At 68.9% G+C, this 23,443-nt stretch carries 16 protein-coding genes; 9 read left to right on the forward strand and 7 right to left on the reverse strand.

All coding sequences use genetic code 11. The annotated features are described in order from the left end of the window. Positions 1-2 precede the first annotated feature (2 nt). From MLE43_RS12670 to MLE43_RS12695, 6 genes are all read left to right on the forward strand, one after another. A complete protein-coding gene (locus MLE43_RS12670; RefSeq protein ID WP_243304583.1) occupies positions 3-1,424 on the forward strand; it encodes a hypothetical protein in 1,422 nt (473 codons plus the stop codon). A gap of 7 nt (positions 1,425-1,431) precedes the next feature. Next, positions 1,432-2,862 (forward strand): hypothetical protein, encoded by a 1,431-nt coding sequence (locus tag MLE43_RS12675; protein ID WP_243304585.1) that lies wholly within the window; start codon positions 1,432-1,434, stop codon positions 2,860-2,862. A 28-nt stretch (positions 2,863-2,890) separates the two neighbouring features. Then, positions 2,891-4,354: an HAD-IG family 5'-nucleotidase gene (locus tag MLE43_RS12680; RefSeq protein WP_243304587.1), complete on the forward strand. Its 1,464-nt coding sequence runs from the start codon at positions 2,891-2,893 to the stop codon at positions 4,352-4,354. Positions 4,355-4,464: 110 nt separating this feature from the next. Further along, entirely contained in the window at positions 4,465-5,541 is a 1,077-nt protein-coding gene (locus tag MLE43_RS12685) for a sensor histidine kinase (RefSeq protein WP_243304588.1), read from the forward strand. A 1-nt stretch (position 5,542) separates the two neighbouring features. Then, positions 5,543-6,892, forward strand: coding sequence for a sigma-54-dependent transcriptional regulator (locus MLE43_RS12690; protein WP_243304590.1), 1,350 nt, complete (start codon positions 5,543-5,545; stop codon positions 6,890-6,892). A 138-nt stretch (positions 6,893-7,030) separates the two neighbouring features. Next, positions 7,031-8,221: a response regulator gene (locus tag MLE43_RS12695; RefSeq protein ID WP_243304591.1), complete on the forward strand. Its 1,191-nt coding sequence runs from the start codon at positions 7,031-7,033 to the stop codon at positions 8,219-8,221. Positions 8,222-8,281: 60 nt separating this feature from the next. Here MLE43_RS12695 and MLE43_RS12700 read toward each other — a convergent pair whose 3' ends face one another. From MLE43_RS12700 to MLE43_RS12730, 7 genes are all read right to left on the reverse strand, one after another. After that, on the reverse strand, positions 8,282-9,694 hold the full coding sequence (locus MLE43_RS12700; protein WP_243304593.1) for a hypothetical protein: 1,413 nt from the start codon (positions 9,692-9,694) through the stop codon (positions 8,282-8,284). 101 nt (positions 9,695-9,795) lie between these two features. Further along, positions 9,796-13,206 (reverse strand): transcription-repair coupling factor, encoded by a 3,411-nt coding sequence (mfd, locus tag MLE43_RS12705; protein WP_243304595.1) that lies wholly within the window; start codon positions 13,204-13,206, stop codon positions 9,796-9,798. Positions 13,207-13,249: 43 nt separating this feature from the next. After that, positions 13,250-13,954 carry a nitroreductase family protein gene (locus MLE43_RS12710; RefSeq protein ID WP_243304597.1) on the reverse strand — a complete coding sequence of 235 codons (705 nt, stop codon included), beginning with the start codon at positions 13,952-13,954 and terminating at the stop codon, positions 13,250-13,252. Next, positions 13,947-17,147 (reverse strand): efflux RND transporter permease subunit, encoded by a 3,201-nt coding sequence (locus MLE43_RS12715; protein ID WP_243304599.1) that lies wholly within the window; start codon positions 17,145-17,147, stop codon positions 13,947-13,949. Before MLE43_RS12715 ends, MLE43_RS12710 begins: the two co-directional genes overlap by 8 nt. 3 nt (positions 17,148-17,150) lie before the next feature. Next, complete coding sequence (locus MLE43_RS12720) at positions 17,151-18,296, reverse strand: efflux RND transporter periplasmic adaptor subunit (RefSeq protein ID WP_243304601.1); 1,146 nt, start codon at positions 18,294-18,296, stop codon at positions 17,151-17,153. Between the two features lie 27 nt (positions 18,297-18,323). Continuing rightward, a complete protein-coding gene (locus tag MLE43_RS12725; RefSeq protein WP_243304603.1) occupies positions 18,324-19,631 on the reverse strand; it encodes a TolC family protein in 1,308 nt (435 codons plus the stop codon). Between the two features lies 1 nt (position 19,632). After that, positions 19,633-20,322 (reverse strand): CerR family C-terminal domain-containing protein, encoded by a 690-nt coding sequence (locus MLE43_RS12730; protein WP_243304605.1) that lies wholly within the window; start codon positions 20,320-20,322, stop codon positions 19,633-19,635. A 165-nt stretch (positions 20,323-20,487) separates the two neighbouring features. Here MLE43_RS12730 and MLE43_RS12735 point away from each other — a divergent pair, with 165 nt between their 5' ends. From MLE43_RS12735 to MLE43_RS12745, 3 genes are read left to right on the forward strand one after another with little or no spacing between them, the layout of a single operon-like run. Continuing rightward, positions 20,488-21,102: a TetR/AcrR family transcriptional regulator gene (locus MLE43_RS12735; RefSeq protein WP_243304607.1), complete on the forward strand. Its 615-nt coding sequence runs from the start codon at positions 20,488-20,490 to the stop codon at positions 21,100-21,102. Beyond that, entirely contained in the window at positions 21,099-22,439 is a 1,341-nt protein-coding gene (locus MLE43_RS12740) for a TolC family protein (protein ID WP_243304609.1), read from the forward strand. Before MLE43_RS12735 ends, MLE43_RS12740 begins: the two co-directional genes overlap by 4 nt. Position 22,440: 1 nt before the next feature. Further along, positions 22,441-23,439: an HlyD family secretion protein gene (locus MLE43_RS12745; RefSeq protein ID WP_243304611.1), complete on the forward strand. Its 999-nt coding sequence runs from the start codon at positions 22,441-22,443 to the stop codon at positions 23,437-23,439. Positions 23,440-23,443: the final 4 nt, after the last annotated feature.

Genomic DNA, 23,443 nt, shown 5'->3' on the forward strand with positions numbered 1-23,443 from the left:
GCATGCGCCGACCCGCCCTTTCGCTCATCGCCATCTCCCTCCCGGCCCTGCTCCAGGCCCAGATCGGTCTCCACAATGAGGCCCCTCCCCCCAAACCCCAAAGCAGTCAGGGCGGGGATTCCCTCAGCCTTCTGGAGTCACTCACCCAAACCAAGGTGGACCGCAGCAAGGTCGGGACCTCCTTCAAGGTCCAGAAGACTGCGATCCCGAAGCTGAAACCAGTTCCGTGGATCAACACGACCAGCGGCCAGACCACCACGATGCTGGTGGGCATCTTTGGCAACCTCCTGAGTCAGGCCCTTGCGCCCACGTCGCCCACTGGCCCCAGTCCCGCGGAGCTCGCCCGCATCGAGGCCGAGCGGCAGGCCGCGCTTCAGCGGGAGCAAGCCGAGCTGCGTGCCTGGACCAACAGTTATGCCACCCGGATGAATGGGCTCATCGCGCACCAGCGACAGGAGCGCACGACCCAGAACAAGGAGAGCCTGGAGGGGCTTCGGGCTTCCCTTTCCGACGGCTTCGATTCCGCTGCCGGGGGCGGCCTGGCTGGGGCCCTCAGCGATCCTGCACCCGCGGTGGACCTGAGCCAGAGCCAGACCTTCACACCCAGCCTCCTCCGAGAGGCCAATGGCACCAAGCGCACCAAGCCCATTTCGGCGGACGATCTGTTGAAGCGCCGGGAGGCCGCCCAGGCCAGGCTCAAGACCATGATGGCGGAGAACAGGGACCTGCGCGTGCTGGGCCAGCGGTTCTACGAGCTGGAAGCCCAATTGGAACGGCTGAAGCGGCAGGCCGCCAGCCTTGGCTCCGAGGGCCGCGCCATCCAGCGGGACATGGACTTCTGGGGCTGGAGAATCGATCAGGCGACCCAGGCCTGCATGGAGCGGGGCACGAGCCTGCTCACCGACATCATCATTCCGGAAGGCAACAGCGCTGGGCTGGCCCGCCTCAAGAAGAATCCCAAGACCTTCAACCGGCTCATCCAGGCCTGCTCGCACCTCAACGACTACACCGAGTTCACGACCACCCTGGGGGACCGCTACGATGCCGCAGGGCAGGCCCTGGACTGGCCCAAGGCCAAACACACCCTCATGGAGAATGTCGACTTCATCGCTTCCAATCTTCAGAACGTCTCGCCGGTCTTCAAGCCCGTGAGCACGACTTGGAATCTGGGCAAGACCATCATCGGCACCAGCGTGGACCTGGCGGCGGAGCTGGATGGCTGGGGCGCCATCCTGGAACGCCAGGGCGATGTGTCGCTGATCCTCCAGAAGCAGAAGGCCCTCAAGAGACCCCTCGAGGCCATGATCCGCGACCTCCAGGCCTCCCGCGCCCAGATCGCCGCCCAGCTGGGCGTGAAACCCGAGGACCTGATCCCCGCCCAGGCCCGGCCCAAGGGGCTGGGTTCCAATGTAACCCCGCTTTGAGGCTGACATGACCCGCACCTCCGCCTTCCTGCTCGTCGCCAGTCTCTCCCTCCCGCTCCTGGCGGGGTGGAAGCAGCCCATCCCGCGCTACCCCGCTGTGGTGAAAGCGGATGACTTCCGTGAGGAACCCATGCCAGCCCACTGGGGATCTCAACTCCCGGAGGCGCCCCTCACCGGGGCCATGCTCACGACCTACCTCGGTCGCTTCGCCATCTATCCCACGCGCTTCGATGTCCAGGGACGCCTGCGCTGGCGGGCGCTGCGGGTGGAAGGCCCGGCCGGCCTGGGTCCCTACGAACACGGCCTGTCTCTGGAGATGGTCTCCGAGCCCGGGGACACCCAGGGCATGGCCCGGATCACGGCCATCCGAGACGACCTGGGCATTGACCGGAGTCATTCCTGGGGTGTCGGGGACTTCATCGAGGACCCTGCCAAATACCATTACAATCCCGTCCTCCCCGACCTGTCCCTTGGGGTCTTCATGTTCCATTACCGGATGTCGAATATGGCGGCCTCCGTGTTCCCTGTGTATGTGCCGAACCGGCTCTTCGAAAAACGAGGTACCGGTGGGGTCCAGAGCGTGGCTCGCACTGAGACGCCAGCCCAGCTGCCAGCCACCTTCAACCCGGACGGACCGATCCCCATCGAGGCTAGCGCGTGGCTCAAACAAGCCCCCGCGCGCCTCCTCTTCCTCCGCGCAGCCCACCCGGCCTACCAGCCCCTCGTTGTCGACTGGGCCGGCCGGAAGTGGGCGGTGGTGGGTCCCTCCCGTTCCGGGCGCCCCCTCCAGCTCGAATTCTGGGCGGAGGCTCTCAATCCTGATTCCAGGGGTTCGAAACCAGAGGCCACCTGCGATCTTCCAGGGGCTTCCAGCGCCGTCGGCGCGATCCTCTCTCTCGGGGGCCAGACGGCCCGCATCCGCGAAGCGGCATGGGATCCCGGCGCAGGGCGCCTGACCCGTCTCGAACTGGAGCCCTATGCGCCCGACGCCTTGGCCTTCCTCATGTCGGGGAAGTCCGAAGCCATGGCGCCGGAGAGTTCCGCGCTGGTCCTCAACGATGCGCTGGTGGACTGGAAGGTGAAGTCCCTCGCCTCGCATGTGCGGAACATCGACGAGGCTGCGGCCGGGGACTTCCTGGCCCGGCTGGAGAAGACCCTGCTGAGGATGGACATGGACATTCGGCGCCTGCGGCAGACCCGGGAATCCCAGGAGCGGGACGCCTTGAGCCGTCAGGCGGCGGATGGCGTCCAGCGGCTGCAGCAGGGCGAATCCCGCCGCCGGTTCCTCCTGCCAGCGGAGCTGAGGGAACTGGGCGAGGACGATGGCCGTACCGCCACCGCCACCCCGGAGCTGATGGATCTGCTGGACCAGCGCAAGGCCATCGTGTCGGCCATCCTCGCCAACGCCAAGCAGATTCTGGCGGCCGTACGCCGCTGACGGCGCGCCTTGGTATCCTGCCCTGGACATGGAAACCCTGGACAGCCTCCGCATTCCTCCCCCCGGCCGCGGTATCTACTGCAACCGGACGCTGAACCTGCGGTCCGTGCGGGCCATCGGCTACGACATGGACTACACCCTGGTGGACTACCGGGTGGCGGCCTTCGAGCAGATGGTCTACGCCCAGGCCCGGGAGCGGCTCGCCTCGGAGGGCTGGCCCGTGGAGGGCATGGCGTTTGATCCGCGGATGGTGGCCCGGGGCCTGGTGATCGACACGGAGCTCGGCAACCTCGTGAAGGCCAACCGCTTCGGCTTCGTGAAGCGGGCCATGCACGGCACGCGGATGCTCGAACACGCCGAGCAGCGGGACGCCTACGCCCAGACGCTGGTGGATCTGAGCGACCCTCGCTGGGTGTTCCTCAACACCCTGTTCTCCCTGTCGGAAGGCTGCCTCTTCGCGCAGGCCGTGGACCTGCTGGATCGCGGCGCCCTGCCCCGCCCCTTCGAATACGTCAGCCTCTACCGCCACGTGCGGGCCCGGGTGGACGCCCAGCACATTGAGGGCCACCTGAAGGCCGAGATCGCCGCCGCGCCGGAGCGTTACGTCGTGCAGGATCCCGAGGCGGCCCTGGCCCTGCTGGACCAGAAGGCCGCGGGGAAGAAGCTGCTGCTCATCACCAATTCGGAGTGGAGTTTCACCGCCAAGATGATGGCCCATGCCTACGACCGGCACCTGCCGGAGGGCATGACCTGGCGCCAGCTCTTCGACCTGGTGATCGTGGCCGCCCGCAAGCCGGACTTCTTCACGGAGCGGGGGCCCTTCTTCGAAGTGGTGGACGAGACCGGCCTGCTGCGTCCGCTCATGGGCCCCCTGCGCCCCGGCGGCCTCTACCTGGGCGGCTGTGCGGCCCAGGTGGAGCGGGATCTGGGCATCGCCGGCGACGAGCTTCTCTACGTGGGCGACCACATGTTCGGCGACGTGCATGTGAGCAAGCGCTCCCTCAGCTGGCGCACGGCCCTGGTGCTGCGCGAACTGGATGCCGAGGTGGCTGCCCTGGAGGCCTTCCGGGAGACGGAACTGCGACTCATGGCCAGGATGCGGGAGAAGGAGGCGCTGGAGGCCCGGCTCTCCCAGGCCCGCCTGGGCCTCCAACGCCTCCATGCGGGCTACGGCCCTGCTCCCGCGGCGGACGCGGCCACCCTGGAGGCGCGCATCCATGACCTCCGGGGCCAGCTGATGGCCCTCGATGCGGAGATCGGCCCTCTCGCCAAAGCCGGCACCGAACTGGTGAATCCGCGCTGGGGTCTGCTCACCCGCGCCGGCAACGACAAGAGCCACCTCACCCGCCAGATCGAGCGCTATGCGGACATCTATACCAGCCGCGTGTCGAACTTCCTGCACGCCACGCCCTTTGCCTACTTCCGCTCGCCGCGGGGCAACCTGCCCCACGATCCCGGCACCCTGGGCTCCACGGAGAACCAGGAAGGGTAGGCCGGAAGGAACGGCGATGGCCCTACCATCAAGTCCGGGGACCCCGCTGCCGAACCGGGAGACACTGGGCCGAGGCCCGTCGGGTGCGACCTTTTCTGGAAGATGAAGCCATGCCGAGCGAACTCTCCTTCACCCAGTTCCCCTGCGCGCACAGCCACTCCTGTCCATTCTCCAAGGCGCCCTGCCCGGGGGTCTGTGTCTTCGCCGACGGGATGCAGTCCATGCATCTCGGGATCCTCGTCCTCGACGTGTCGCGCCACATGGTCGTGTTCGAGAACCAGGTCGCCCGGCAGCTGCTCGATATGGTGGGGGACCACTCCTACCAGGGGTTGGCCTCCCTCCTGATGAAGGGGGGCGGCACCTTCGAAGGCCTGCTGGGCGATCACGTGGAGGGGGACTCCGTCCGGGTGGGGTGCCGGCTCTATGGGTACTCGTTCTACCGGTCGGACGGGTTCGTCTGGATCTTCCTGCTCGACATCACGGAGCGCCAGCGCCTGGAAGCCATCGCCGAATCCGTGGAGCAGATGAACAGCCTGGGCTTCATCTTCTCGGCCGTGCGCCATGAACTCGGCAACCCCATCCATTCCATCAAGGCCGCGGTGAGTGTGCTCCGGAACGGCCTCGACCGGTTTCCGAAGGAGACTGTCGCCGACTATCTCGAAAGCATCGAAAGCGAACTGGGACGCGCCGAGAACCTCCTGCGCTCCCTGAGGAACTTCTCGCTCTTCGAGCAGCCCGAGATGAAGGCTGTGGATCTGGCCTCGTTCTTCGCGCAGCTGAAGCCCCTGGTCGAACCGGATCTCCGCACGCGGGGGATCGGGTTCGACATCGAGGTCAGTCTGGGGCTCCCGCTCGTGAGCGCCGATGTGCGCGCGCTGCACCAGATCCTGATCAACCTGGTGGCGAACGCGGCCGAGGCCCTGGAGGGGGAAGCGGATCCCCGCATCCATGTCCGCGTGGCCTCCAGCGCGGGAGGGGCCACCGTGACCGTGGAGGACAACGGCCCCGGAGTCCCCCGCCACCTCCTGCCGCGGATCTTCACGCCCTTCTTCACCACCAAGGAACACGGCACGGGGCTGGGCCTCATCATCGTGAAGAAGATGGTGACGGGGATGAACGGGACGATCTGGATGGAGCCCGTCCGGCCCCGGGGCACCAGCGTGTCCTTTACGCTCGGAGGCGCGTGACATGGAGCCCCGGAAGCAGCTGCTGGTCGTCGATGACAATCCCCTGTTCAGGAAGGTGACCTCCGACTTCTTCGGCGACCGGTTCAAGGTCCTGGAGGCGGGATCCTGTGCCCAGGGGCAGGCGTTCGTGGGGCAGGAGGCCATCGACCTGGCCATTCTCGACGAGCGCCTGCCGGATGGCAGCGGGCTCGACCTCTGCCGCCACCTGCTGCAGGCTCATCCCTTCGCCAAGATCATCTACGTCACCGCGTATCCCTCCTTCGAGCATGCGGTCAAGGCGCTGAAGGCCGGGGCCCACGACTACTTGTCGAAACCCTTCGAGGTGGCCGCCCTGGGCCATGCCGTCGACCGGCTGATGTCGGTCTCGGTGCTCGAGCGGGCGGGCCGCCTGGAGGCCTGGCGCACCGAGGCGGACAGCCACAGCGCGATCCTGGTGGGAGCGTCCCCGCGCATGGCGGAGGTCCGGCGGGTCGTCCATCTCGCGGGTGGATCCGACGCCTCCGTGCTCATCACCGGGGAGACGGGAACCGGGAAGAACCTGGTGGCGCGGACCATCCACCACGCCAGCCCCAGAGGGCAGGCCCCCTTCGTGACGCTCAACTGCGCGGCCCTGCCCGAGAACCTCATCGAGGCGGAGCTGTTCGGCTGGACGCGCGGGGCCTTCACGGGGGCCGTGGCCTCCCGGGAAGGCCTCCTGGAGATGGCCGAGGGCGGCACGCTGTTCCTGGATGAGATCGGGGAGATGCCCCTGCACCTCCAGTCCAAGCTCCTGTCGGTGCTCGAGGACCGCATGGTCACCCCCTTGGGCGGCCGAGTGGGGAAGCGGATCGATGTGCGGATCGTGGCGGCGACCAATGCCCAGCTGGAAGAGGCCATCAAGGCCCGCCAGTTCCGCGCGGACCTCTTCTTCCGCCTCAACGTGCTGCGCATCGGGATGCCGCCGCTCCGCGACCACCTCGAAGATCTGCCCGAGCTCAGCGCCTTCCTCCAGTCCCACCTGACCGGCCACGGCGTCCCCCAGCCCCTGGCCCACCCGGAACTGGCGCGGCTGGCGGCCTACGGCTGGCCGGGAAACGTCCGCGAACTGAAGAACGTCCTGGAGCGGGCCTACCTGCTTGGAACGCCGCCTTCCACCTTCCTGCTGAGCGATGGGGGCGGAGACCCCGGCCCGGAGGCTGGGACGCCGGGGGCGGCCTCCTTCCCGACCCTGGAGGAAGTGGAGCAGGCCCACCTGCACCGGGCTCTTCGGCTGTACCAGGGCAACTACACCCGGGCGGCCGGGGCCCTCGGGATCTCCCTGTCCACCTTGAAGCGACGGGTGAAGCGGCCTCCAGTCACCGGTCCAGATTGACCCGATCGGGTCGAATCGACTGGTTCATTTTGAACCGGCGTTTTCCCGTACGTCATTTTGCGTATTGACATTAATAAACTTATATCAAAAAGCACCTTGGCATCACCCATGCATTGAGAGGGGCATGGATGGATTGCGATGACCCCCCCTCCCACCGTACTGGTCGTGGATGACGAAGAGCTGTTCCTGCGGACGGCCCTGGACGGCTTTGCAGACTCGACCTCCGACATGACGGTGCTCACGGCCAAGAACGGCCGGCTGGCGGCCCAGATCCTCGATACCCGCCACGTGGACCTGGTGGTGACCGATCTGAAGATGCCCGAGATGGACGGCTACGGGCTCCTTTCGCACATGAGCCGGCACCACCCGGGCGTTCCCGCCATCGTCATGACCGCCTTCGGAACGCCGGAGATCGAAAGCCGCCTGCGCGAGCAGGGGGTCACCAGTGTGCTCGACAAGCCCTTCGATTTCCCCCGGCTCCGGAAGGCGATCACCGACAGCCTCTCGGCCATGGCCAGCGGCCACCTCACCGGCATCAGCCTGGCCACCTTCCTCCAGATGATCCAGATCGAGCGGAAGACCTGCGCGGTCCGCGTGGGTTCCCGGGAAGGCCAGGGGCTCCTCCACTTCAGGGATGGCCAGTTGATCCAGGCCGAGACCGGCGAAACCTCCGGGGACGCCGCGGCCCTGGCCATCCTCGCCTGGGGCGAGCCCGTCATCGAGTTCCTGAAAGTCCGCACCACCGTGCCCGGACAGGCCATGCAGCCCCTGCAGGCCCTGCTCATGGAGGCCTACCGGCTCAAGGACGAGTCCCACAGGCCTCACGGCACCAGCCATCCGACTTCGGGAGCGGTCCCCCTCTCCCCCGAGGATCTGGAAGATTCCCCGTCCCCTCAACCACCTCCACCCACCCTCACTTCCCACAAGGAGCCCACCATGGCTGCTGCTGACAAACTGAAAGAACTGGCCCAGATCGACGGGTTCGCGGGCTGCGGCCTGTTCACCCCCACCGGCGAGGCGCTCGCCATGCTCGGTGCCGAAGGCGTCAACCTCAAGGACATCGGGGTTCTGGCCAACAACGTGCTGATGAACGCCCAGAAGGCCTCCCTGGACATGGGCACCGGCCGGGGCCAGCAGGTGCACGTGGAAGCGGAACACGCCCACATCCTCGTGCGCTGCCTCAACGAAGGCACGGATCCCCTCCGCTCCCAGCCCGGCAAGGCCCACATCCACCTGGTCCTCATCCTGAAGAGCGACTCCTCCATCGGCATGGCCAAGCTCAAGATCAACTCCGTGATCGCCAAGCTGGCCGACGATTTCCGCGCCTAGACCTTCCCGCGCACCGAGGCGGCAGGGAACCCGGTCCCGACCGGTCCCTGCCGCCTCGGCTCAGTTCAGCCGGTACACCGTCACGCCATAGTGCTCGGGGTCCCAGGGCGCATCGCTGTTCCAATGGCCGTAGGCGTGGCTGTCGTCGGTCCTGAACCGCAGGGTGTAGGCACCCTTGGGCAGGCTGACCACCTCGTCGGCCAGGCGGTTCTTGGCGGCCCCGCCGGCAGGCTGCGTGCGGCCATGCTCCATGGTCCACACGCGCTTCCCGGCCGCGTCTTCGATCCAGGCCTCATCGGCCATGCCTTCGCCGCTCCCCTCGGCGATCGCATAGACCCGCACCGCATGGGCCGCGGCGAGGGTGAAGGGCGCGCTGCGATCCTGGTCGTTCCCGACCCGCACCAGCTCGGCGAGCACCGACCAGGCCAGCGGCTTCGTCAGGGAGACCGCGGCCAGGTCGGCATCCGACGGCACGGCGAGCGTCAGGCCGTACAGTCCCGGATCGCAGGGCGGCGCAGCGTTCCAGTCCGCCGGGTCATGGGAATCATCCGTGACAAAGACCGCCTCATAGTCACCCGCCGGCAGCTGGATCGTCTCCACCTGGCGGCGGTTCTTCTGTGCCCCCCCGGCGAACCGGGCCTTGTCCATGGTCATCTCCCACACCCGGGTGCGGGTGCGGGCGTCCGTGATCCAGCCATAGTCGTGCATGCGCCGGCCGCTGCCCTCGCCCTCCGCGTAGATGTGGAGCGCCACGGGCTTCCGGACATGGAAGGCCTGCACCCAGTGGCCGTTGTCGGTGGTGGCGGCCAGGGACACGGCGATGTTCCTCCAGCGCAGCGGGGCCTCGAAGGTCGCCACCTCCGCGGGGTCGCCGCCCGGCAGGTAGATCTCCAGGCCGTAGTTCCCCACCTGCTCCCGCCAGTGGCGCAGCAGGCTGGCCCGGTCCGCGCCGAAGGCCGCCAGGAAGCCCCGGGGCCGTTCGGTCTGCTCCGCCTGGAGGGAGCGCCGGTCGATGTTGCGGGCCCACTGCGCGAAGAGCAGGCTCTGGCCGAAGCCGTGGTTGGCGAAGTAGGCTTCGTAGCTGCCGGCGGGGAGGTCGAGGTACTGGTCGGCCACCCGGTAGTCCCAGTCGCGCCGGGTGTTGGCTCCGTCCATCTGCCAGACCACCTCCCGAGTGGCGGCGTTGAGGATCCAGCCGTACGCGAAGAGCGGGCTGTCGCCCTGGGCGTGCAGCACGCGCCGGAGCCCCCCGCCCCGGGCATAGACGTGGACTTTCATGGCCCTCGGCAGGGTGAAGCCCTGCTGACGGACCTCCGCGGCCTCGAAGCCCTTGAGGGAGACGATGCGGGGTTCCGGCTTTGCCTGGCCCCCGCGCAGAGCCAGGGGTGCGAAGAGCGAGAAGAGGATGAAGGCCACCACCGCCTGGATCGTGCGGACCAGCGCGATCGATTCGGACATCAGGAAGGACGACATGGGGACCCCCGGGCGGCACCCCACCAAGGTAGGGCGCCGGGTACCGGAAGTCCCGGGGAACCGGCCAACGGACGCGATGCGCCGGTGGACGGCCCGCCCATCTAGCCGAGCGAAGCCCACTCCGCCAGCACCCGCTGGGCCTGGAGCACCGGGCCGTCCTGGGCGCCCAGCAGGGGCAGGCGCACCGCGCCGTCGGGGCTGAGGGAGGCGCCCTTCTGGGCGCCCACCCAGGCCAGGAGCTTCGCGGGGTCCACGGAAGTCTGGGGGCTGAGGCGCAGCTTGAGCTGGCCCTTGTCCACGGCCACTTCGGAGACCGCCAAAGCCTGGGCCCGCAGCTTCACCTTGAGCACCTCGAAGAAGCGCTGGGTGTCCGCGTCGTCTTCGGGCACATGGCCGAAGCGATCCTCCAAGTCCAGGCGGTACAGTTCCAGGTCCTTCTCCTCGCGCAGCCGCGAGAGGCGCTTGTAGGCCACCAGCCGCTCGGCGGCCTGGTCGATCCAGCGGCGGCTGAGCTGGGCGCCCGGCGCCAGGCCGTCCACCTTGACTTCGAAGGCGGTGCTGGGCTGGCCCTGCAGCTCCTGGAGCGTCTCCTCCAGCAGCTTCACGTAGAGTTCGAAGCCGATGTCGTGGATGTGGCCGGACTGCTCGCCGCCCAGCAGGTTGCCTGCGCCGCGCAGCTCCAGGTCCATGGCCGCCACGCGGAAGCCGGAGCCCAGTTCCGAGAAATCCTCGAGGGCCTGGAGGCGCTTGCGGGCGTCTTCGCTGATCTCGTGCTTGGGCGGGATCATCAGGTAGGCGTAGGCCGGCACGTCGCTGCGGCCCACACGCCCCCGCAGCTGGTAGAGCTGACTCAGACCGAAGGCGTCGGCCCGGTGGACGATGAGCGTGTTGGCATTGGGCACGTCGAGCCCGTTCTCCACGATGGTGGTCGCCACCAGCACGTCGATGCGGCCCTCCATGAAGCCGAGCATCACCTGCTCCAGCCCCTCGTCCGTCAGCTGGCCGTGGCCCACGCCCACCCGGGCGTCCGGCACCAGCTCCCGCACCCGGGCAGCGATGGAGACGATGGACTCCACCCGGTTGTGCACCAGATAGACCTGGCCGCCGCGGCGCAGCTCGAACTGGATGGCCGTCTGCACCAGCTCGTCGCTCCAGGGAGCCACCACGGTCTCGATGGCCAGGCGGTCCTTGGGGGGCGTCTCGATGAGGCTGATTTCGCGGAGCCCGGTGAGGCTCATGTGCAGCGTGCGGGGAATGGGTGTGGCGGAAAGCGCCAGCTGGTCCACGTTGAGGCGGAGCTTCTTCAGCTTCTCCTTGTGGCCCACGCCGAAGCGTTGCTCCTCGTCGATCACCACCAGGCCCAGGTCCGCGAACTTCACGCGGGCACCCAGCAGCTGGTGGGTGCCGATGACGATCTCCACCTTGCCGTCGGCCACCTCCTGGAGGATGCGCTTCTGCTCGGCGGGATCGACGAAGCGGTTCAGCATCTCGATGCGGATGGGGAAGCCCGCGAAGCGCTCCTGGAAGGTCCGGAAATGCTGGAAGCAGAGCACGGTCGTGGGGCAGAGCACGGCCACCTGGCGGCCTTCCAGCGCCACCTTGGCGGCGGCGCGCATGGCCACCTCCGTCTTGCCGAAGCCCACGTCGCCCACCAGCAGCCGGTCCATGGGGCGCGGCGACTCCAGGTCCGCCTTCACGGCCTCGATGGCCTCGATCTGGTCCGGTGTGGGGGTGAAGGGGAAGCTGGCATCGAAGGCGGCCATGTCCGGCCCGTCCGGCGGGTAGGCATGGCCCTTCTCCAGCTTGCGCTGGGCGTAGAGCTTCAGCAGCTCGTCGGCCATGTCCCGGATGGCCTTCTTGGCCTTGCGCTTGACCTTGGCCCAGGAGGCGCCGCCCAGCTTGTCCAGGGGCGGCAGGTGACCCTCCGCACCGGTGTAGCGCTGGACGAGGTCCGCCCGCTCCAGGCTCACGTTGAGCTGGCCGCCGTCGGCGTAGCGCAGCTGGAGCACCTCCTGCTCCTCGCCGCCCACGGTGAGGGTGGCGAAGCCCACGAACTCGCCGATGCCGTGGTCCAGGTGCACCACGCGGTCGCCGGGCTTCAGGTCCCGCAGGTCCGACAGGAAGGCTGCGCTGCGGGATTTCTTGGGCGCCGCCTGGATGGCCTTGCGGCCGAAGATCTCGCGCTCGGTGAAGACGACGAGGCCCGGCTCCTTGAGATGGACGCCGGCGCTCAGGGACAGCTGGATGGCGCGGCAGCCCGTTTCCGTGCCATAGGCCTGGGGCAGGTCGTAGTCGCGGAGGAACTCCGCGAAGCGGCCCTTCATGCCGGGGGTTGAGCCTGCGAGGAACACCCGGTGACCCGTGAGCGCCAGCTCCTGCACGTGCGTGGCGAGGTCGAGGAGCCGGCCCTGGAATTCCCGCAGGGGCAGGGCCGCCAGGGGGACCGTGGCCTCGCTCTGCCATTCCGTGAGGTGGAGGGTGGGGCGGCTGGGGTCCGTGGGCAGGAAGCGATCCTCGAAGTCGGGACACACCACCCCGCCGCGGCGGAGGGTCGCCAGGCCCTCCTCGATGCGGGCCCGCTCGGCCTCTCGCAGCGCCTCCTCCCAGGCCCCGTCCAGGCGCACCCGCAGGCAGGGGGGCACCCAGTGGATCAGCTGGCCCTTCGGCTGGGCCAGCAGGGGATGGAACAGCTCCTCACCGGGGAAGTGCCCGTGCGTGGCCAGCCGGGCCCGGCGGAAGGCCTGGTCGTCCTCCGGCTCCAGGGTGCGGTCGGCGCGGGAAGCCACCGCATCCAGCAGGGCCTGGCCATCGCCCCGCTCGCCCTCGAAGCGGGGATAGAGCGTGAGCGATTCCAGGGCCTCGCCCGTGCGGCGCTGGGTGTCGGGATCGAAGGGCGACAGGCGCTCCAGCTCGTCGCCGAAGGTCTCCAGGCGCAGGGGCTGGTCCAGGTGGTCGGGCCAGAGATCCACCACCATGCCGCGGGAGCTGAACTCCCCCGGCGCCGCGGCCATCTCCGTGCGCCGGTAGCCCAGGGCCACCAGGGTCTCCAGCAGCAGCTCCCGGGGCACCTCGGCACCCACGCGCAGCTCCAGCTTCTGCTTCTGGAACCAGGTGGGATGGGGCAGCCGCTCGCAGGCGGCCAGGGGCCCCGTCACCAGCACCTGGACGCGGCGTTCCAGCAGCCCCACCAGGGTGGAGAGCCGGTCCCGCAGCACCATGCCCGGCGGGCTGCTCTCGCCTCCGGCGTAGGCCGCGAAGCCGGGGAAATGAGCCACGCCCGCCCCGGGGAGCAGGGCCTGGAGATCCTGGGCCAGGGTGCGGGCCTCGGCCTCCGAGGGGGCGTCCACCCAAAGCGACTGGACGCGGCCTTCGCGCGTGATCCAGCGGGCCAGCACCAGCGCCAGCGCCGGCGGGGAGGTCCAGCGGAGGCGCGCTCCGGAGGCGATGAGGACCTCGGCGGGGGCCTCGGCGAGGCGCAGCAGATCCTTCAGGTCGGGGCTGACAACATTCATGGCGTTCTTCAGAGTGCCTGAAGCGGGGCCCGGAGACGAGCGCTCAGATTTCCCGGATCATCCAGTCCCGCGGCATGAGCACCCGGTCCCACCACACGCCCTTCTCGCTGCGCTTCCCCACGGCCAGGAACATGTTCACCTCGGCGCCCCGGGGCAGGCCCAGCAGGGCCTTGGCCCGCCAGGGGTCGAAGCCCTCCATGGGGCAGCTGTCGAAGCCTTCGGCCCGGAGGGCCAGCATGAAGGTGGCGGCGGCCAGGGCCGTGCTCTTGTGGGCCATGATGCGGACATCCTCCCGCGCCATGAGGTTCGGCGTGGGCTTGAACAGGGAGGTGATCCGGCTGAAGGCCCGCTTCAGCGGCCCCAGCACGCCGAAGGGCCCGGCGGTGTAGATCACGGGGATGATGCGCCGGTAGTAGGACACCTGGCTTGGGCGGAGAGGCCCCCGGCTGGCAAAGACGCGCAAAATTTCGTCCCGATTCCGCCGCCAGGTGTCGCGGTGGGTGACCAGGGCGATGAGCACGGGCGCGGTCTTGGCCGGCAGCTGGTCCAGGCAGGCGGCGTTGGCCGCCTGCCGGACCCGAGGATCCCGGATGATCACGAACTCCCAGGGCTGGAGGTTGCTGGAGCTGGGCGCGAGCCGGGCGGCGTCGAGGCAGCGGTCCAGCACCTCCTGGGGCACCGGGTCGGGAAGAAAATCCCGCACCGTGCGCCGGGCCTCCACCGCCGCGTAGAACGGCGGCTCAGGCATCGGGCGCCTCCGCCAGCGGGCGGATGGCCTCGGGCTCCGATTCCGTGCGCCCCAGTCGCCGCCGGATCCAGGCCCAGACTTTGGCCAGGGTGAAGTCTTCGATGATCTCGAAGAACACCGGCACCACGATGAGCGTGAGCAGGGTCGAGGTGATGAGGCCGCCCACCACGGCGCGGGCCATGGGAGCGCGCATCTCGGCCCCGGCACCCAGCGCCAGGAAGAGCGGGAGCATGCCCCCGATCATGGCGAAGCTGGTCATGAGGATGGGCCGCAGCCGCACGGTGCCCGCCCGGATGATGGCCTGCCGGCGGGAAATGCCCTCCTCGCGCTCCAGGTGCAGGGCGTGGTCCACCAGCAGGATGGCGTTCTTCGTCACCAGGCCCATCAGCAGGATCATGCCGATGCTCGTCATCATGGACATGGAATCGCCGGTCACCAGCAGCATCAGCACCATGCCCACCATGGACAGCGGCAGGCTGGCCATGATGGCGACGGGCAGCTTGAAGCTCTCGAACTGGCTGGCGAGCACGAAGTAGATGAAGAAGACGGCCAGCAGGAGCGAGGTGCCCATGTAGCCCGCCGTCTCCTTGCTGTCCCGGGTCTGCCCCAGGAACTCCACGCGGACGCCTTCGGGCAGCTGGCCGCCGGCCTTCAGCTCGGCCACCTTCTTCGCCGCACCCGCGCTGACCTCGCCCAAGGTGGAGCCGTCGAAGTTGGCGTCCACCTCCACCTCCTCCATCAGGTCGTGGCGCTGGAGCTTGGCGGGGGCGATGCCCTCCTCGAAGCGCACCACCTGATTGAGGCGGACCAGCGGATGCTTGCCCCCGCCGAGATCCTTGGTGCTCTGCACGGTCATGTTGGCCAGCTGCGCCGTGAAGCGGCGCTCCTGGTCGGCGAGCCGGACGCGCACATCGCGCTGCTCGCCCTTCTCGTCCTCGTACTTCGCGACCTTCTCGCCGTCCACCAGGGGGCGGACCATCTGGGAGACCAGGGCCGGGCTCACACCCAGGTCCGAGGCGGCCTTGCGATCCACCACGAGGCGCAGCTCGGGCTTCCCGCTGTCCAGGCTGGTGGTGACGTCCACGGCGCCGGGCACGCTGCGCAGAGCTTCCTTCACGAGGGGCACCGCCTGGATGACCGCATCCCGGTCCGGGGCCTGCACGGCCACCATGATGGGGAAGGTGGTGCCCCAGTCGTTGGCGGTGCCGATGGCCGCGTCCACACCGGGCACTGAGCGGAAGGCCTCCCGGATCTGCCGGCGGATCACCACATGGTTCGGCCGGTGGCCATTCTTCAGCTTCACGTAGATCCCGCCGGAATCCACGGTGCCGTTCAGGCCCGTGCCGATGGTGGTGTAGGCAAAGTCCACGCCGGGCACGGCCTGGATGGCCTTCTCCAGGGCCAGGGCCTTCTCGCGGGTGGCCGCGAGGCTGGAGCCGGGTTCCGCCTTGAAGGTGGCCTGGAGATCGCCGCGGTCGTAGTCGGGCATAAAGTTATTGCCCAGAAGGCCCGAGAGCATCATGGCCAGCACGAAGCTGCCGCCCCCCGCGAGCATCACCGTCCAGCGATGGCGCATGGCCCATTCGATGGCCGACTTGTAGAGGAGCTCCCATCGGTCCAGCATGCGGCCGAAGGCTTCCACCGCCCGCATGATGGGATTCCGGCCCTGGTAGTGCACATGTCCGTCGGCGCTCTTCTCGTGCTCGGGATCCGGCCAGACGGCGCTGAGCATGGGATCCAGCGTGAAGCTCACGAACAGCGACACGGCCACGGCGAAGGCCACGACGATGCCGAAGGGGAAGAAGAACTTGCCCACGATGCCGCCCATGAAGGCCACGGGCACGAACACCGCCAGGATGGACATGGTGGTGGCGATGACGGCGGGGCCGATCTCCGCCGTGCCCTCCCGGGCGGCGGTGACGTGATCCTTGCCCATCTCCGCGTGCCGCGTGATGTTCTCGCGGACCACGATGGCATCGTCGATGAGGATGCCGATGGCCAGGCTGAGGCCCATGAGCGTCATGGTGTTCAGCGTGAAGTCCAGCGCCCGCATGATGATGAACGTGGAGATCACGGACACGGGCAGGGTGAGGCTGGTGATGAGCGTGGACCGCCAGCTCTTGAGGAAGAAGAACACGATGATCACCGTGAGCAGGCCGCCCACGTAGATGGAGGTATTCACGTCGTCCACGTTGTCGATGATGAAGCGGGCGTTGTCCTTGGCGGTGGCCACCTCGACACCCTGCTGGGCCAGCTCGGGTTTCAGCTCCTCCAGGGCCTTCTCCACGGCTGTGACCATGGCCACGGTGTTGCCGCCGGTCTGCCGCTGGATCTCCAGGGCCACCACATCCTTGCCACCCAGGCGGGCCAGGCTGCGTTTCTCCTTGATGCCGTCCACCACCGTGGCCACTTCCCGCAGCTCGATGGGGCGGCCTTCCTTGTTGCCCACGACCACATGGTCGAAGTCGGCCACGGACTTGGCCTTGGCGTCCACCTTCACGGACATCTCGCGGCTGCCCTGGAGCAGGTTGCCGCTGGGGATGGCCATGGTGTCGCCGCCCAGGGCGTTCTTCACGGCCTGGAGGGCGAGTCCCTGGGACTCCAGCTTCTGCGGATCGACCTGGATGAGGATCTCGCGGGTGCTGCCGCCCACAGGATCCACCTTGCCCACGCCAGGGATGTTCTCGATGCGGCGCTTGAGGAAGTCCTCGGCGATGCGGGTCAGCTCCCGGTCGTCCATGCCCGGATGCTTGGCGTCCGGCTTCACCACCAGGGAGAGCACCGGCAGCTGGGCCGGATCGAACTTGGAGATGACGGGCTCCTCGATGTTGCTGGGCAGGTCGCGCCGGATCTGGCCGATCTTGGTCCGCACATCGTTGAGGGCGTTGTCCACGTTGCGGCCCAGGTGGAACTGGATCACCAGCGTGCCCAGGCCCTCCTGGCTGGTGGAGCTGATCTCCTTGATCTTCTCGATGGGGTTGACGGCCTCCTCGATCTTCCGGACGACGTCCTGCTTGACCGACTCAGGGCTGGCGCCGGGATAGACGACGGAGACGGTGACCGTGGGGATGTCGGTGTTGGGGTACTGGTCGATGCCCAGCGTCTTCACGGAGAAGAGGCCCAGCACCACCAGCGCCAGCATGATGCAGACCGTGAAGACGGGCCTGCGGATGGAGAAATCGGACAGGAACATGGGTCACTTCCCTCCTGCGGCGGAGCCGCCATTCGCGCTGGTCGGGGCGGCGCCGCTGATCACGCGCAGGCGGCTGCCTTCGCTCAAGAGGTCCTTGCCGCTATCGACGACCTGGGCGCCGAGGCCCAGCCCGCTCACCGGGCGGTAGCCGTCCTGTTCCGGCCCCAGCACCACCTTGTGGCGCCGGGCAATGTCCTGCTCAGCGACATAGACCTCCGCATCGCGATCCTGAGCCTTCACCAGGGTGGCCGGCAGGGCCGGCGCCTTGGTCTCCCCTTCACCGAGGATGACGCCTTCCACGAAGAGGCCGCCCTTCAGCATCCCGTCCGGGTTCGGAACCTCCACGCGGACCCGCAGGGTGCGGCCGTCCTGGGAGAGGCTGGGGCTCACCTGGGCCACGCGGCCCTCCACGAGCCTGTCCACGCCGATGCTCCGGAAGGTGGCCCGCTGGCCGACCTTCACCTGGGCCATGGCCTCGGCGGGCAGGTCCGCGCGGATCTCCAGCTTGCGGTTGTCCACGATCTCGAAGGCCGTCTGGCCGGGGTTCAGCATCTCGCCGGGCTGCACCGCGCGGCGGGCCACCTGGCCCGCGAAGGGCGCCACGAGGCGGGCCTTCCGGAGGCGCAGGCGGGCCAGGCCCAGGTTGCTCTCGGCGGCCTGGGCCGCGGCTTTGGCGGCGTTGTAGACGGTCTCGGCCTGCTGGGCGGCCTGGCGCGTGATGCTGCGCTTCTCCAGTAGGGTCACGGAGCGGTCGTTGTCGCGCTGGGCCTGGAGGGCCTGGGCCCGGGCCTGGGCCAGCTGAGCCTCGGCCGCCTGGACACCCAGTGCGTAGTCGTCCTCGTCCTGGGCGCCCAGCAGGGCGCCGGCGGCGACGGTATCCCCTTCCTGCACGGCCACGCGCGTCACCCGGCCGGTGACCTCGGCCTTCAGCTCGGCGCGGTTCACGGCCAGCAGCGTGCCCGTGAAGGCCACGGCGGGACGGAAGCTCCGCTCCTGGACCGGCACCAGGGTGACGGCCACGGACCCTTCGGCCTTCACGGCGGCCTGGTGGTCCAGCTCGGCGTTGCGCTTGCCGCGGTGGAAGGTGGCGGCCCCGGCGATGATGGCGGCCGCGAGTCCGGTGGTGATGATGAGGGTTTTGCGGTTCATGGTCGACTCCAGGAATCGTCGGGTTCGTTACAAAGGAGGGAGGCCCAGGGCGCGGCGCTGGTCGAAGCGGGCGGACCAGAGGCCCAGTTCCGCGCGGCGGCGCTGGCTCTCGGCCTGGCGCTCGGCGCGTTCCGCCTGGAGGAGGTCGAGGGAGGTGATGAGCCCCTGGTCGAAGGACTCGCGGCTCATGCGCAAGGCCTCCATCGTGGCGTCGTGTGCCTTGCGGGCAGCCTCGTCCAGGGCGATGGCCTTCTCGAGTTCGCGATCCGCTGTGCTCTGTTCGATGGCGATGGATCGCTCACGGTCGATGCGGGCCTGCTTCACCTGCTCGAGCTGGGCCGTGTTCTGGGCCCGCTTGCCCGAGCTGCGCAGCCCATCGAAGATGGGGAACTTCATCGTGACGCTCACCTTCCAGGTGTCGTAGGGCTCTTTCCAGAGGTTCTCGGTCTTGCCCGCCTGGTAGCCGTAGCTGGCGCTGAGGTCGAACTTCGGACGCAGGTCCGAGGTGATGATCTTCTCGTTGGCGCGGTACATGGCCTCCTGCTGCTTCAGCTGGGCCAGCTCGCTGCGCTCGGCGCCCGCGGGCCGGGCCGACGGCTCGGGACGGCTCAGGTCTGCCAGCGCCAGGGGCGTCTTCGGATCCAGGCCCAGCTGGCCGTTCAGCACTTCCTGGGCCCGCTTCACATTGGCGTCGGCCTGGAGGGCCTCGGGAATCACCGCCAGCAGCTCGCTCTCCGCCCGCAGGCGATCCAGTTCCGTGGCCGACTGGGCTTCCAGCTTGGCCTTCACGTCCGAGACGAACTGCTCGGCGGTCTTGCGCCGGGTCTCCACGACCTCCTGCTCCGCCTGGGCCCCCAGCACCGCCAGGTAGGCCTTGGCCACCCCGTGGAGGGTGTCCAGCTCGGCCGTGCTGAAGCCGTAACCGGCCTCCTTCTCGCCCATCTTGGCGATGTCGATGGCCGTGCCCAGCTTGCCCCAGTAGAAGAGGGGCTGGGTGAGGTTGGCCTGGCTGGTGTAGATGCTGCGGGCGCCCACCAGGGAGCTGGGCGACAGGCCGAACTGGGCCGCGCTGTCCGCGAAGCCGCTGTTGAGGATGGAGACGTCCCGCGCGCGGGTGAAGTCGCCGATGAGCGTCAGCTGCGGCAGGGCGTCGGCGCGGGTGCTGGTGATCAGCCCGCGGCGCTCATCCACGCGGGCCTTCGCCGCGCGGAGCATGGGGTTCTCATTCCGGGCCCGGGCCAGGGCGCCGGCCAGGTCCAGCGTCAGCGGGGCCTGAGGGGCGGGTGGCATGGCCGGGGCCGGGGCCTGGAGGGCGGGTGGGGCGAACAGGAGCATGTCAGTTCCTCGGCTCGGGAAAGGCTTCGGGGACGCCGAGTCCCCGCAGGCTGAAGTCGGTGAAGTGCCGGATGACCTCCTCGAGGTCCTCCGGGTAGTTCGGGTTCCTCCGGATGAGCCGGGCGATGCCCAGGGAGTTGCGGAAATACAGCAGCTGGCCCTGGATGCTCATGCCCATGTTCAGGAGGTCGCCCCAGGAGAGGTCGGGGCGCAGCACCTGGAGGCACTGCATCAGGTGGTCCACATGGGGCCGGATCTGCTCCATGAGCAGGCCCGAGGAGGCCGCCCGTGGCGCCTGCATCTCCCGCGCCATGAGCGCCATGGCCGCCTCCCCCAGCGGATCCTGGGGATCGAGGGGATCGCAGGCCATCAGGTCCTGCATGAAGGCCCGGATGTGGTCCTTGAGCCGCTGGATCGCATCCTTCCGGGCCTCCGGCCCTTCGAGGGGGGGGGCCGTGGCCAGCTCGGCCACGCGGCAGGCCTTGCGGGCGAAGATGTACCGGAGGGCCTCCAGGTAGAGCCCCTCCTTGCCGCTGAAGTGGTAGGTCACGAGGGCCGAGTTGGCCTTGGCCCGCAGGGCGATCTCGCGGATGCCGGCGCCGTCGAAGCCCTTCTCGGCGAAGGTCAGGATCGCGGCCTCGATCAGGCGCTGGCGCGTATCAAGAGATGCGTCGGTCGGCTGTGCGTTCATGACCCCTCGTTTCCAAGCAACCAATCAAACGGTTGAACAACAGACTTCAAGGTTTAATCAATCGTTTGAGTCAGTCAAGGGGAAAATCACCCCTGAGGTGCATTGATTCATGACTTGACGATCGTAATTAGAATTCTAAATTCGGAATGTGGATTCGGAGGCCCCATGGTCCTGGATCGGAAACATCTCGAAAAGCAGCAGAGGAAAGACCTGCTGCTCGAAGCGGCGGCCCATGTGTTCGGCCGGAAGCCCTTCGACGAGGCCACCATGCAGGAGATCGCCGCGGAGGCCCAGATCGGGATGCAGGGGCTCTACGAGCACTTCCCCTCCAAGCGGGAGCTCTACGAGCAGGTGCTGACCCGGCGGGCGGAGCACTTCTCCGCCCGGGCGGAGGCGGTCCTGCGGGAGGCCCGCCCGCCCCTGGAGCAGCTCCGGGCCATGTTCCAGGCCTACGCGGACCAGTTCAAGGACCGGGTCCTCTGGCTCCCCCTCTTCATCCACCACCGGTTCTACTTCGACTGGGGCTTCGAGTCCCGGTTCCTCCCCCGGCAGAAGGAGATCTACGAGACCGAGCGGGGTCGCCTGAAAGGCATCCTCCGACAGGCCGTGGAAGCCGGCCTGCTCCAGGACCTGGACACGGAGTTCCTCACCCAGCTCTGCTTCGGGGTGCTGGAGGCCTCCCTCTACCGCAGCCACCGGAACGGCATCAAGGAGGATCCCCAGGTCTGCGTAGACCGCGCCATGGCCTGCTTCCTCCAGGGGGCGGGGGCCCGGCCATGAGGACGCCCCCACTGCTCCTCACCCTCGCCCTGGCGGGGTTCCTGCCCGGCGCCGAGCCCCTGGGCCTCCCCCGGGCCCTGCGCCTGGCCGGCGAGCACTCCCAGGCGGCCGAAGCGGCCCGCGCCAGCTTGGCCGGAGCCCACGAGGAGACCGCCCAGGTGCGGGGCCTCTACTGGCCCGAGGTCCAGATCCAGGGCGGCTACTGGACCACGGACCACCGCCCGGAGCTGGTGAGCCAGCCCATGCGGATCGGCCCCCTCACGGTGCCGCCGCAGGTGTTCCCCACGTCGGACAGCCAGGCCTGGCGCTACCGGGCCTCCGTCCAGTATCTGCTCTGGGATTTCGGCCGGCGGGGCGAGGCCCTCTCAGCCTCCCGTGCCCGCGAAGAGGCGGTGGCGCGGTCCGGCGGCGCCGACCTCCTGAAGGCGCAGAGCGAGGTGGCCGCCCGCTACTTCGCCCTTTTGAACCTGAAGGCCCAGATGCGGGTCCTGGTCCAGCGCCGGGAGGCCCTGGAGCTCCACCTGGGCCACGCCCGGGCCCTCTTCGAGCAGGGGGTCGTGGCGCGCAACGACCTCCTGCGCACCGAAGTGGCGCTGCGGGCGGTGGGGGATGCGGAGCAGGCCCTCGGCCAAGCCTATGCCTCGACCCTGGAGGGCCTGAACGTGGCCATGGGCCTGCGCCCCGACACGGCCCAGGACCTGCCGGAGACCCTGGCCGGTCCGCCGGAGCTGCCCTGGAACGAACCCGCCTGCCGCGCCCGCGCACGGCAGCGGAACGAGGCTGTGCAGGCGGCCCGCGCGCGGGCCCGGGCCCTGGCGGACCAGGCGACGTACCGGCGGAAGGACCTCCTTCCCACGCTGGCCGCGGAAGCCAGCCACACCTATGGCCAGAACTCCTTCCTGACCCATGAGCACGAGACGAGCCTGTTCGTCGGCCTCTCCTGGAAGCTCTTCGACGGGGGCATCCGCACAGCCCGAGTCCGGCAGGCCGACGCGGAGACCGGCCGCGCCCGCCGGGACCTGCAGGAGGCGGAGCGCCAGGCCGAGACCGCGGCCGCTGCGGCCCTGCGGGCCTTCCGCCAGTCCCTGCGCGAGGTAGACACCGCCCGCCTCAACGTGGCCTCCGCGGAAGAGAACCTCCGCATGGTGGGCGACCAGTACCAGGAAGGGTTGGTGCGCAACACGGATGTGCTGGACGCGGAATCGGTGTTGGCCGAGAGCCGCAGTGCCCTGGAGGACCGGCGCTACCGGGCCTACGCCCAGCAGACCGCCCTGCTCGCTGTGCTGGGCGAGGACCTGCCGGCCTTCTTCGAGGCGCACGCGCCCCGGGAGCGATGAGATGGATGCGAAGACGAAGAAGTGGATCTCCCTGGCGATCATCCTCGCCCTGGCCGCCGTGGGCACCGTCTGGGCCCTGGTCCGCTGGCGCCACGGCCAGGTGTTCGTGGCCACGGACAATGCCTACGTGAAGGGGCATGTGGTGGCGGTGTCGAGCCACATCCCCGGGCCGCTGCTCCAGGTGGCGGTGCAGGAGAACCAGGCGGTCCGGATGGGCCAGGCGCTGGCCATTCTGGATCCCCGCGACTATGACGCCGCCATTGCGCGGGCCGAGGCTTCCCTGGCGGAGGCCCGGAGCGCCCTCGCCCTGAACGGGGCCCAGATCGCCCAGGCCCGGGCCCAGGTCCAGGCCGCCGAGAGCCAGCGGACCCTGGCGGGCCTCGAGAAGCGGCGCATGGACGCCCTCCTGGCGCGGCAGTCCATCCCCCGCCAGAAGCACGACCAGGCCACCACCGCCGAGGAGGTGGCCACGGCCCAGGTGGCGGCGGCCCGGAAGCAGGTGGCCGCGGCCCAGGGGCTGCTGGGCGTGAGCCGGAGCAAGGTCCAGGTGGCCCAGGCGGCCCTGGACCAGGCCCGGCTCCAGCGCTCCTACTGCGCGATCACGGCGCCCTGCGACGGCACCGTGAGCCGCAAGCTGGCGGAGCCGGGGATGGTGGTGGCCGCGGGCCAGCCCCTGCTGGCGGTGGTGCCCCTGGGCCAGGAGGCCCTCTGGGTGGAGGCCAACTTCAAGGAGACCCAGCTCCGGCGGGTGCGCCCCGGCCAGCGCGTGCGGATGACGACGGACCTCGACGGCCGGACCTTCATGGGCACCGTGGAGAGCCTCTCCGCGGGCACCGGCGCCGCCTTCAGCCTGCTGCCCGCGGAGAACGCCACGGGCAACTGGGTGAAGGTGGTCCAGCGGCTCCCCGTGAAGATCGCCCTCGATCCCGGCGCCGATCCCGAGCACCGGCTCCGGCTGGGCCTCAGCGTGGCGGCCGAGATCGACACCCGGAGCCGCTGAGGCC

The organism is Geothrix oryzisoli, assembly GCF_022808865.1.
Taxonomy (GTDB): domain Bacteria; phylum Acidobacteriota; class Holophagae; order Holophagales; family Holophagaceae; genus Geothrix; species Geothrix oryzisoli.